The following is an 11,668-nucleotide window of genomic DNA, read 5'->3' on the forward strand; positions in this document are numbered from 1 at the left end:
GCGGTCTGCGCCCAATTCTACCGGAACCCGATCTGCACCGGATGCGTTTGCTCTTGGCATTTGAGGGATTTGAATGATCTACGACGCGGTACTGGTGGGGTCCGGTTTTTCGGCCATAGCAACGCTCTGCAACCTCATCGAACTTCTTCCCGTAACGGCGACGGTTGCCGTTATCGGCGATGATCCGGGTTTTGGCCGCGGAACGGCCTATCGCTCGGAACTCTATCTTCACCGGTTGAACGTGCCTGCGGGCCGCATGAGCCTGTTTCCCGACAGGCCGGACGGGTTCGTCGAATGGCTTGCGGAGCGAAAGCGGCCTCTCCGGGAAGGCGACTTTGCCTCCCGTCAGGACTATGGCCTCTATGTTCGCGACAGTCTTGCAGCCCTGCTGCGCAGCAAGCGCTCGCGATGCAAGGTCGATTTCATCAGGGCCAAGGCGACGGGTTGCGTCGAGCGCTACAATGCCACGCTCGGCTTTCTGCTCGACAATGGCGGCGAGATCGCCGGGCGCAACGTCGTGCTGTGTCTTGGTGTCGGCAATGCGCCGCTGCCGGTGAAGATTTCCGGCTTGTCCGGCGAGGCGAAGGACAGGGTGATCGAGAATCCGTGGCGGCTGTCCTGGCTGAGGCGGGTCGGCCTTAATGACCGTGTGTGCATACTCGGCTCCGGGCTGACGATGATCGACCAGGTTCTGGCCCTCCACGCCCGCGGTTTTCGCGGCAAGATCGACGTTCTATCAAGGCGCGGCCTCGTTCCGCACGGCCACGCGAAAACGCCGGAGCCGCCGGCCGATTTCGATCCCGCGACCCTGCCTGCAACGATGAGCGCGCTTCTCCATCGTCTGCGCAGGGAAGCCCGGGTTGCTGGTGATTGGCGCTCGGTCATGGACCGGTTGCGCCCACACACCCAGGCCCTGTGGGCACGCTTGCCGGCCTCCGAGCGCAGTCGTTTCCTCCGTCACGCGCTGCCATGGTGGAACATTCACCGTCATCGCGTGGCGCCCGATGTCCACACCCGGTTCCAACAGTTGCTGACGAGCGGCCAGGTCGCTGTCCATGCCGGTTTTCTGTCGGGTGTCGCCGGGCGCGAAGGCGGGCTCGCCATCAGCTATCGACCGAAGGGGGCGCGGGACATCGAGAGCCTCGACACCGGTTGGCTGATCAATTGTACGGGCGTCGAGAGGGCAGGGATCTCGCATTCTCCCCTTCTTGCGGAGATGAGGCGTCAGGGCCTCATCAAGGCCGATCCGCGGGGGCTCGGCATCGCCGTCGACCACGGTTCGAAGGTGATCGGGGACGTCGCCGTCAATGCGCAAGTCTATGCTGTCGGCGCGCTGACGGCCGGGCAGTTCTGGGAAATCACCGCCGTTCCCGATATTCGCGTCCAGGCACGCGCAGTTGCGTCCGAAGTCGTCGCGGCAGTCGCATCTCCTGCTGCGGTCGCCCACTCAGCGCCCGCGTGATGCCTTCGGATTGGCAACCGGCAGGTAGGACAATGGAAGCTCGGTGGTGAATTTCAGTTCCTGCATGGCAAAGCGCGAGCTGACATCGCCGATCTCGACCTTGGCCACCAGCCGCTTGTAGAAGGCGTCATAGCCCGCCACATCGGGCACGACGACGCGCATCAGATAATCGACATCGCCGCTCATGCGGTAGAATTCGACCACTTCCGGGAAACTCGCCACGACCTCGGAAAACCGGCGCAGCCACTCGGGAGAATGGCTCCTGACGCGAATGGAGACAAAGACCGTCACCGCAGCGTTGATCTTCGCCGCATCGAGAAGCGCCACCCGGCGGCGGATGATCTTTTCTTCCTCGAGCTTCTGCACCCGGCGCCAGCAGGGCGTGGTCGATATGCCGACGGCCTTTGCAAGCTCGGGGCCGGGAATGTCCGCATTGTTCTGCAGTTGCGCCAAAATCTTGCGGTCGACTCTATCCATATTGTCCTCTGGCTTGCCGGTTCGCCGTTCGCAGTTTGACTGCCTCTACCGCCTCAGCAGCGGCAGAAGCTTGTCTCCCTGCCGCCTGATCTCTCCGAGATAAGGCGTGTCCGACAGCACGAAATGCGTGATGCCGAGCGCCTCGTATTTGCGCAGCGAGGCTGCGACGTCTTCGGCTGAGCCGACGAGCCAGGTCGTGCCCGCGCCGCCGCCGCCAAATTTGCCCGGCGCGGTGTAGAGATTGTCGTCGAGCACATCGCCACGTTCATGGAGCTCCAGCAGGCGGCGCTGGCCGACGGCGACGGTGCGGCGATGGTCCTGCCAGTTGCCGCCCTGGCCGGCCGCCATTTCGGCAACCTTCTTTTCGGCGTCGGCCCAGGCTTCCTCCCGCGTATCCCTGACGAGGGTCGTGATCCTCAGGCCGAATTCCAGCGGTGCGAGATCGCGGTCGAGGTCGCGGCTCAGCGCCTTCAGCCTTTCGATGCGCTCCTTCACGCCGTCGAGCGGCTCTCCCCAGAAAAGCTGGACGTCGGCCTCGGTGGCCGCCACTTTCTCGGCGGCCTCGGAGGCGCCGCCGAAATAGAGCTTGGGATGGCGGCGCCCGGCGCGCTCTGCAATGCGCGGCTGAACGGTGGAGCCTTCGACGCTGAAATGCTCGCCTGCAGCGGTGACGTTCTCTTCGGTCCACAGGCGGCGGACGAGGCGCATGAATTCCTTCGTGCGGGCATAGCGGTGCGCCTGATCGCCCTCGCTGTCGCCGTAGGCCGCAAGATTGTCCTGGCCGGAGACGATGTTGACGCGGACGCGCCCGCTGCTCAGGTGGTCGAGCGTGGCCGCAGCCGAGGCGAAATTCGCCGGGCGCCAATAGCCGGGGCGAATGGCGATCAGCGGCTCGAAGGTTGCCGTGCGTGCCGTCAGCGCGGCTGCGACGGTGAACGTGTCGGGCCGCCCCCAGCCAGTACCGATCAGCGCACCCTTCCAACCATGATCTTCAAGCGCGCGGGCGTGTTCCGTCAGCGTCTCCAAACTGTTGTGATTGACGGTCGCGCTGTCGCCGCGGTGGCCGGCTGTGACATCGTTGGGGATGTACCAGAGGAATTCGGAACTATCGGTCATGCGTCTGCCTGCTTGTCGATCTAAGTGATTGTATCGGATGGCCGGGCGGCGCGGCTTATTTGAGCGGAAAGCCGAGCTTGCGAATAACGCTCTTCAGCACGTGCCTGCCATTGAGCGCAGCGACAGTGCCGATGCGCTTTCCGACCTGCTCGGTCCAGTCGATCCTCGGCATGGACTGTTCCGCCTGGAATGTTGAGAGCGCCTGATTGTAGTCGCCAAGAAAGGCACGATGCGCGGACGGATCGTAGCGGTTGCGATGAACGACCGCCGGCTGGGCGAGACGTGGTTTGACATCCGCAGGACGGGCGGGATCGGGATAGCCGACGGTCAGCCCGAAAACGGGGAACACCCCGTCAGGCAGCCCCAGGGCCTGCGATACCGCGTCCGGGTCGTTGCGGATGGCGCCGATATAACAGGTGCCGAAGCCAAGGGATTCCAAAGCGACGACGGCATTTTGTGCCGCAAGGGCGGCATCGATGACCCCGAGCAGAAAGCTTTCCACATAGTCGAGACCTTCGGCAGGGCCGCCCTGTTCCTCGGCGATGCTGCGCGGCCGGGCAAGATCGGCAAGCCAGACCAGGAGAAGTGGCGCTTGCGTAATCTGCCGCTGATTGCCGGCGACGGCGTTCAGCCTGTCCTTGATATCCTTGTCCTCGACGGCAATCACGCTCCAGGCCTGCAGGTTCGAAGAGCTGGCCGCCGACTGCGCCGCCGCCACAGCGATATCGATGACATCAGCCGGGACGGCCTGCGGACGATAGTCGCGGACGCTGCGGTGGGACAGGATTGCCTCGAGCGCTTCGTTCCACGGGCCCGACAGCGTCTGTCCGTTACGATAGCGGCTGGCGGCCAGTGCAGTCAGCCTGTTGTGATCCGGCGTGACAGGCGCGGACAAAGTCATTCACATCTCCTCGGGCGGTGCAGCGATGGCACGGACTGCCGGGACCATGCCCGCTCGGGCGCGGGCTTTCCAATTACAAAAGTTCCTTCAACGCTCCCGAAATAGAATATAATTTCTATAGATTATTTTTCGATCAACCTGATCTGATCGCGATGAGCACGCATGACGGCATTGGCGATGCGCTGGGGGATCTGATCGAGACCGGACGCGCCGCTTCGCGTCATCCGGCATTCCGTATCGGCGCGATCGTTTATCATCTTTTCGAGAGATATGATTGCACTCGCTGCGAAATATGCGACGTTGTCTCATTGGGACGGTTCGGCCGTCTCGATGACAATAGCCGTTTGAAATCGAGCAAAAAGCGCGCGTGAAACGCAGCGCGATGGGGAGAGAACAATGGCAGATGCAGAAATGATGTCGCAGATGACCGGCAAGGCAGGTTTCATCGCCGCTCTCGACCAGAGCGGCGGATCGACGCCTGGCGCCCTGCGTCTCTACGGCATTGCCGACAGCGATTATGGCAGCGAGGAGGAGATGTTCCGCCTCATGCACGAGATGCGCGTCCGGATCATGACCGCTCCCGCCTTCTCCGGCGATAAGGTGATCGGCGCTATCCTCTTCGAGAAGACCATGGATGGGGAAGCCAGAGGAAAGGCGGTTCCTTCGTTTCTCTGGGAGGAGCGGGGCTTGGTGCCGTTTCTCAAGGTCGACAAGGGCCTTGCTGCCGAAGAAAACGGTGTGCAGGTGATGAAGCCTATGCCTGATCTGGATGCGCTGCTTGATCGCGCCGTGAAGAAGGGGATCTTCGGGACGAAGATGCGCTCGGTGATCGCCAACGCCGACCGCGCCGGCATCGCCGCCGTCGTCAAGCAGCAATTCGCGATCGGCCGGCAGATCCTCGGCTATGGCCTGGTGCCGATTATCGAGCCTGAGGTCTCTATCAAGAGCCCGACCAAGCAGGAAGCCGAAGCTATTCTCCTCGAGGAAATCAGCCGCGAGCTGGATGCGCTGCCGTCCGGCGAGCGGGTCATGATCAAGCTGACCATCCCGACGGTTGCGGATATCTACAAGCCGCTCATCGACCACAAGTCCGTTGCCCGGGTCGTGGCGCTTTCGGGCGGATACAGCCGTGCCGACGCCTGCGAAAAGCTCAGCCACAACCACGGCATGATCGCCAGCTTCTCTCGCGCCCTGACGGAGGATCTACGGGTGACGATGAGCGACGCGGAGTTCGATTCCAGTCTCGCCAGGACCATCGACCAGATCTACACAGCGAGCGCCACGAAAATCTAGGCGCCTGCAGCAAATCTTGGCACGGGCTGCGCTGCTTCAAAAAGGAGCGGCGCAGATCCGCCGTTAATCTATCCCTTCACAGCGCCTGCAGTCATCGAGCCGGAGATTTGCCGGTACATGAGAAGGCCGAGCAAGGCGGGCGGAAGCGCGCCGAGCGCCATGACGGCCGAGGCCACGCCCCATTGCACGCCGCCGCCGCTGGCGGCGAAGAAAAAGGAGGCGCCGACCGTCATCGGCACGGCCTTGTTGGTCGTCAGCATCAGGCCGAACAGGAATTCGTTCCAGGCGGTGATGAACCCGAAGATGAATGCGGTGACGAGCGCTGGACGGATCACCGGCGTGATGACGCTGACCATCGCCTGAAGCGACGAAGCGTCGTCGATCCGTGCAGCCTCGTCGAGTTCCAGCGGCACGTCATTGATGGCGTTGACCAGCATGACGAGCGCAAGCGGGATGTTGACGATCGTCAGGATCAGGCCAAGGCCGATCTGGGTGTCGAGGAGACCCAGCCACTGATACATCATGTAAAGCGGGATCGCGAAGATGATTAGCGGAACGGCGCGCAGGTTGATCACCAGCGGCATCAGCACCCGCCGCCCCACCTCGCTGCGGGCAATCGCATAGGCTGCAGGCAGGCAGAGAAGGATCGCAAGCCCGGTTCCGAGCACAGCGGCGATCGTGCTGTTCAGCAGGTAGGAATAGATGTTGAAGCGATCCGTCTGCGTCAGGATGCTTGCATAGTTCGCAAGCGTTGGCTCGCTGATCCACAGGCCGGCATTGCTGGAAAGCTCGCGGGCGTTCTTGAACGAGGTGACGAGGGTTACGATGATCGGGAAGTTCATCGCCGCCGCGGCAATGGCGAAGACGGTCCAGCGAAGAGCGTTGATCATGTTGCTTTCCTCCGGCGCCCGGCGAGCCAGTTCAGGCCGTGAAGCACGGCAAGCGACGCGACGAAGAGCACGACCGAAGCGGCCACGGCCTTGCCGATCGAGCCATCCTTGAAGAAGGACTGATAGATATAGATGGACAGCGACGTGGTGGAGCCGCCGGCGCCGCTTCCGGTCAGCGCGTAGACATTGTCGAACACGCGGAAACCGTCGATGAAACGGATGAAGAAGGCGATGACCAGCGTCGGCATCATCAGCGGCAGGTCGATCCACCACAGGATACGCCAAGCCGATGCACCGTCGAGCGCAGCTGCCTCGCGGACATCGAGCGGAATGGCCGAATATGCGACGTAGAAGAGCAGAAAGGCGAATGGCGTCCACTGCAGCGTTTCGATGACGACAAGCGTCTTGAAGGCATTGTTGACGTCGAGAAAGGCAGGGCTGTCGCCGAACCACAGAAAAAGATAGTAGGGCACCGGTCCAGCGAATTCATGCAGCACGAGCCGGTACATCAGGCCGATCATCGCAGGCGCGACCATTAGAGGCAGCATCAGCGGGGCCATCAGAGCCGAGCGCTTCGCCAGCAGCGGCGCGAGGAAGATCGCCAGAAACAGGCCGATCACACATTCTGCAATTGCCGTCAGCATGCCGAAGCGGAAGGAAAAGAAGGTCGCCTGCCAGAAGCCGCGATCCTGGATGACTGCAAGATAGTTCCCGAAGCCCGTGATCGTGGGGCTGCGCAGATTCTGGAAGCTGACGGTCGAGACCGAATAGACCAGGTTGACGAGGGCCGGAAAGCCCAGGAAGAGCAGCAGGAAGCCGATCAGCGGCGCCAGATAAGCCCTGCCTTCGGCACGTGATACGATAGCCATTGCGGTCCGCCGGATGGGAGGGATGCCGGGCTCACCCGGCATCCGGTACAAGGTTACTTCTTGAGGAGATCCTGCATGCCGGCCTTTGTATGGGCAAGCGCATCCTCAAGGCTCTGCTGGCCCGACCAGTAGCCGGTGAATTCCCTGGCCTGCAGCTCATAGACGGAGAGTGCATTGGCCGAGGTGGCGCCGTTCATGACATAGCCGTATTTGCTGGCGAATTTGCCAAGCTTGACGAGATCGGGCCGCTCCGAAGCGATCTTCGCCACGACCTCGGGCGTCAATGCCGGCGAACCGCCGCCGCGGGCATAGGTCAACGCCGCATCTTCGGTTGCCAGCCATTTCAGGAACTTGACGGCGCCTTCCTTGTTCTTGGCATTCTTGTTGAGGCCAAGACCAAGGCCGTGGATATGATCGGCGCGGCCGTTCGGGCCGGCCGGCGGCGCGACGATGCCGGTAACGCCGGCCACAGCCGGAGACTTCTCGGCATTGGTCAGGTCGGCGGCCGCGGCGTTCCACTGCAGCGCAGTGGCTGCCTGACCGGCGGCAAAGGCGGCGTTGGTTTCCGGATATTCGTAGCTTAGCGAATCCTTCGGCGAGGCACCGGCATCATAGAGCGTCTTGTAGAGCTGCAATCCGGTCTTGTAGGCGTCGGAATCGACCGTCACATTGCCGCTGGCATCCATCCAGTCTCCACCATAGGATCGCGGCAGGGACTGGAAGACCATCATGTTGAAGAGCAGGTTCTTCATCTGCAGCACGGTGCCATAGCGAACCGGGCTATCGGGATTGGCCTGCTTCGAGAAGTAGAGTGCGGTCGCCGCCCAGTCGTCCCAGGTCCAGCTGTCTGGATCCTTCGGCTGCAGATCCTTGCCGAGAACCTTCTTGGCGAGCTCGGAATAGGTCTTCTTCGCCGCATCGTCCTTTAGCAGCGCGTCGATCAGGTCCTTGCGGTAGTACATGAAGTGAAGCGAAAGGTCGGTCGGCACGCCATACTGCTTGCCGTCGAACTGCATCGTCTTGAGAACGGAATCACCGAAGACCTTGGCGGCATCCGGTCCGAGATCGACCGGCTCCATGTAGGGCGCGTAACGGCCGATCGAATAGGTGGCGACGAGGTTGATGTCGAAGGCGCTCGAACCGGCTGCCATATCGGCCTGCAGCTTGTCGTAGAAGCCATCGCGGTTGAAGAACAGCAGTTCGACCTTGTCGGCATCGGCAGCGGTCTTGTTATAGGCGTCGACGGTCCCGCGCAGCGCCGTTTCTTCCGATCCGCCGGGCCATCCGAGCACGGTCACCGTTGCATTGGCGAGACCTGGCAGGGCGGCACTCGCAAGAAGCGCGGCGAGAGCCGGAGCGATTATCTTTTGCAGTTTCATCGTTGTTCCCTTTCTTTGTTTTGGTTTGTTCATTCGGTGGTCTTCAGCGGTGCTGCCGCGCAAGGTCGGCAACGCCGATAATGCCTGCGTGACTGCCGAGTTCAGCGGCGGCGAGCTCGGGCCTGATCCTTGATCTGAGGTCAGCGACGTGACCGCGCACCCGATCGAGATAGCCGGGAGCGAGGCCAATGCCGCCGCCGATCACAATGCGCCGGGGGTCGAACATCAGCTTGATATCCCGGCAGAGCAGCGCGACCTGGGCGGCGGATTCTTCGACGATGGCTGTCGCCCATGCCGATCCGGCCGCGGCTTCGGTAAAGACCGTGACGGCGTCCGCCTCATGTCCGGCGCGCTTCGCCTGTCCGGCGATCCAGAGGCCCGAGGTCGTATCTTCAAGAGGCTCGGCCCCATGCGAGGCGATGCGGGTCAAGCCGAAATGACCGGCAAGGCCCGGCAGAAGCTTGCCATTGGCGACGATACCGCCGCCGATGCCGGTGGAGATAGTCAGGAAGACGATATCCTCTCCCTTGCCCGCACCGAACTGGTACTCCCCCCAGGCGGCCGCCTGGGCATCGTTAATGGCTGAAACCGGCGTGCCGAGCCGGGCGGCGGAGAGTTCAATCAGCGGATAATTGTCCGGAATTCCGAGCGTCACCGGGTTCATCGCCGACCAGCAGCCATCCTCGACGAAACCGGTGACGGCAATGCCTGCATGCGAGAATTGGCCGCGCCATCCGTCAATCTCGGCGGCAATGGCGTCAAGCCAGGCGTCGGGTCCTTGATCGCGCAGCGTCGGGACCACGCGTTGGTCTATAACCTCTCGGCCCTGGACCAGAGCTGCGATGGTCTTGGTGCCGCCGATGTCGATGGCAAGCACTGGCCTGCTATTAGCCTCGCGAGCGGAAAATGCGGCCGCTACGGCCTCATGGAACCAAGCTGTCGCATGTTCCGTGCGGGTGATCGCCGAGCCGACCACGACGGCAAGGGCGCCGGCGGCAGCGGCCTGTTCAGCCTGTTCCGGCGTGCGGATGCGGCCCTCCGCGATCACGAAGGGGGTGAGTGCGCGCATGGCAGCAATCAGCGCGATATCGGGTTCGATTGGCTCCGGTCCGCCGACATAGCCCGACAGGGTCGTCCCGACGAAATCGACACCGGCGGCGAGCGCCCGTCTGGCATCCTCGAGCGAGGAACAGTCGGCCATCGTCAGCTTGCCCCTGGTCTTGGCCGCAGCAATCAGGGCATCGATCGAAGCGGGGCGGATACGGTCCGTGGCGTCGAACGCGATGATATCGGCACCGGCATCGGCAAGCGCCTCCACATCGGCAACGAAGGGCGTGATGCGCACCGGGCTGCCATCGAGATCGCGCTTGACGATGCCGATAATCGGCACGGCGACATGCGGGCGGGCAGCCTTCACATAATCGACGGATTCGATGCGCACTGCCGCAGCACCCGCGGCTGCAGCCGCATTTGCAAAACCGATGACGAACCGGGCATCATCCATCGGGCCATCGGGAACCGGCTGGCAGGAAACGATGAGGCTGTTCTTGAGGTCTTCGCGCTGCACGGGATGCTCCATCTCGGGCATCACGATATCTTTAAAATACCAGATGGCAACCAGTTTATAACTGGTATTATCGCTGCAATTCGAAGACGAAGTCGTAGACCTCGCCCTTGTACCGCGTCTCGCAGAGCTCGACGATCTGGCCGTCTGCCAGGAAGCACCGGCGCTCGGTGACAAGAAGGGGCGCGCCGGGATCGCAATTCAGGTGAACTGCGTCGTCGGCTGACGCGGCACGCGACCGCATGCGCTGGACCGCGCGCTCGGGCATGAAACCACGGTCCTGGAGAACGGTATAGAGCGATTGGTCGATCAGGTCGGGGGAGGGAACGAAGCGCACCGGGACGACCGACGTTTCCACAGCGATCGGAAGTCCGTTAGCCGTTCGAACCCGTTTCATCCGGATGACATTGGCGTTTCCGGCAATGCCGAGCGCCATCATCTCGGTGGAGGACGCACGGCTGATCTGCTTCGATATCCAAATACATCCAGGCACTTGCCCGCGGGCGCTGATGTCTTCCGAGAAGCTCGTCAGCGTCGACATCGACTTTTCGACACGCGATCCGATTTCCGTCTTCGAGCCGTGCCGGCGGCTGAGCAGTCCTTCCTGTTCGAGAAGGGAGAGGGCTTTGCGGACGGTAACCCGTGAGAGCGACAGGGAACCGGCAATCACACGTTCGCCGGGCAGCACGCTCCCGGATTGAAAGGCCTGGGTCTGGATGGCCTGTTCGATCGCCAGCTTCAGCCGCTTGTACAAGGGAATATCGAGGGGGATTTGCGCCAGAGATTTCTCGATGGCGGTGACGACCTGGCTCTCGGGCATAAAAATTCCGCCAACTTCCCTGTAAAAAATCCTCTGGACTTATACTGGTATTATCTTCCGGGCACGAAGGAATGGCAAGAGCGCATTGGCGGCAGGGGAGAGCTGACGCCGCGAAGGGAGTCAGCTCGGTTATGTTAACGGCGGAGAGCCGGGCAGCCGCGCGCATTGGCAAAGCTGATTTCATCCGGGCCGCGGCGCGTCCAGCCCTGAACGACCACGCGGCGCGGCGTGATGTCGACGACATGCGCGCGCCGGAAACCAAAGTCCCGGGCGCGGTCTTCAGCCAGGCGTGGATCGCAGCCACGCGACGGGCGGCCATAGCCGGGTGGCGGCGGGGGCGGCCTGTTCCAATCCTGTTGGGGAGCGAAGCGCGGAGGGGGTGCCCGGCCGTATTCGTCGTAATACTGCGCCGAGGCGAAGCCGGCCGTTGAAATGAAAGCGCTCACCGCAAGCAGTGCGCCAAGGGCAATTTTGGTGCGTTTGATCATGAATGGGTCTCGAATCCTGTCTTTTGCGCAGGCACGATAAAACGGCATTCGTGGCGAACTCATGGCTGGGATTGGGTGAGCGAAACGTGGGCTTGACTCAAAGCCTCTGCGGTGGCCGCTTCGAGCGACATTGCTGGGACGTCGCCGCTAACAGCGCATTATACCCTCTTGTCATCGACAGGCCCGTCATTGTCTTGGATGCTGACCTTGCAATTAGATAGTCGACCGCTAGTTCCATAAGATAGATTATGCGATTTTGATGTGTAGCCGCAAAGTTAGAATGTCCTGTTTCTGCAAAGTTGGAATGTCACACTCCCCGGGTCTGAATGACGTCTGGGAGATTGCAGATGGGATTGATTGCGATGAGCGAACGCGATCTGCAGCGGATCGAGATTTTGTCGAAGGTGGT

Annotated in this window: 12 protein-coding genes; 3 read left to right on the forward strand and 9 right to left on the reverse strand. The window is 62.0% G+C overall.

Going from position 1 to position 11,668, the window contains the following annotated elements; genetic code table 11:
* Positions 1–73: 73 nt before the first annotated feature.
* The gene (locus AC1DJO_RS22385) at positions 74–1,462 is read left to right on the forward strand and encodes an FAD/NAD(P)-binding protein (RefSeq protein WP_112389937.1); all 1,389 of its coding nucleotides are present in this window, start codon (positions 74–76) and stop codon (positions 1,460–1,462) included.
* Here the strand turns inward: AC1DJO_RS22385 and AC1DJO_RS22390 are convergent.
* Genes AC1DJO_RS22390 through AC1DJO_RS22400 form a run of 3 tightly spaced genes read right to left on the reverse strand, consistent with a single transcriptional unit; the run spans position 1,448 to position 3,956 of the window.
* Positions 1,448–1,939: an Lrp/AsnC family transcriptional regulator gene (locus AC1DJO_RS22390; protein ID WP_112389936.1), complete on the reverse strand. Its 492-nt coding sequence runs from the start codon at positions 1,937–1,939 to the stop codon at positions 1,448–1,450. The two genes, AC1DJO_RS22385 and AC1DJO_RS22390, sit on opposite strands and share 15 nt — an antisense overlap.
* A gap of 45 nt (positions 1,940–1,984) precedes the next feature.
* Complete coding sequence (locus AC1DJO_RS22395) at positions 1,985–3,055, reverse strand: LLM class flavin-dependent oxidoreductase (RefSeq protein WP_112389935.1); 1,071 nt, start codon at positions 3,053–3,055, stop codon at positions 1,985–1,987.
* A 55-nt stretch (positions 3,056–3,110) separates the two neighbouring features.
* On the reverse strand, positions 3,111–3,956 hold the full coding sequence (locus AC1DJO_RS22400; RefSeq protein WP_112389934.1) for an NADPH-dependent oxidoreductase: 846 nt from the start codon (positions 3,954–3,956) through the stop codon (positions 3,111–3,113).
* A 152-nt stretch (positions 3,957–4,108) separates the two neighbouring features.
* On the opposite strand from AC1DJO_RS22400, the gene AC1DJO_RS22405 reads away from it, so the two are divergent.
* Complete coding sequence (locus AC1DJO_RS22405) at positions 4,109–4,327, forward strand: hypothetical protein (RefSeq protein WP_148194322.1); 219 nt, start codon at positions 4,109–4,111, stop codon at positions 4,325–4,327.
* A 25-nt stretch (positions 4,328–4,352) separates the two neighbouring features.
* Complete coding sequence (locus AC1DJO_RS22410) at positions 4,353–5,249, forward strand: fructose bisphosphate aldolase (protein ID WP_112389933.1); 897 nt, start codon at positions 4,353–4,355, stop codon at positions 5,247–5,249.
* Positions 5,250–5,317: 68 nt separating this feature from the next.
* Here the strand turns inward: AC1DJO_RS22410 and AC1DJO_RS22415 are convergent, their stop codons facing one another.
* From AC1DJO_RS22415 to AC1DJO_RS22440, 6 genes are all read right to left on the reverse strand, one after another.
* On the reverse strand, positions 5,318–6,139 hold the full coding sequence (locus AC1DJO_RS22415; RefSeq protein WP_477972859.1) for a carbohydrate ABC transporter permease: 822 nt from the start codon (positions 6,137–6,139) through the stop codon (positions 5,318–5,320).
* The gene (locus tag AC1DJO_RS22420; RefSeq protein ID WP_112389931.1) at positions 6,136–7,008 is read right to left on the reverse strand and encodes a carbohydrate ABC transporter permease; all 873 of its coding nucleotides are present in this window, start codon (positions 7,006–7,008) and stop codon (positions 6,136–6,138) included. The genes AC1DJO_RS22415 and AC1DJO_RS22420 overlap by 4 nt, the downstream gene beginning before the upstream one ends.
* Positions 7,009–7,061: 53 nt before the next feature.
* Entirely contained in the window at positions 7,062–8,387 is a 1,326-nt protein-coding gene (locus tag AC1DJO_RS22425) for an extracellular solute-binding protein (protein WP_112389930.1), read from the reverse strand.
* Between the two features lie 43 nt (positions 8,388–8,430).
* Positions 8,431–9,975, reverse strand: a complete 1,545-nt coding sequence (locus AC1DJO_RS22430) for a putative N-acetylmannosamine-6-phosphate 2-epimerase (protein WP_112389929.1) — start codon at positions 9,973–9,975, stop codon at positions 8,431–8,433.
* A 46-nt stretch (positions 9,976–10,021) separates the two neighbouring features.
* A complete protein-coding gene (locus AC1DJO_RS22435) occupies positions 10,022–10,771 on the reverse strand; it encodes a GntR family transcriptional regulator (protein WP_112389928.1) in 750 nt (249 codons plus the stop codon).
* A gap of 134 nt (positions 10,772–10,905) precedes the next feature.
* Entirely contained in the window at positions 10,906–11,259 is a 354-nt protein-coding gene (locus AC1DJO_RS22440) for a hypothetical protein (RefSeq protein WP_112389927.1), read from the reverse strand.
* Positions 11,260–11,668 lie beyond the last annotated feature (409 nt).

It is taken from the genome of Rhizobium sp. 05N430 (genome assembly GCF_056396985.1).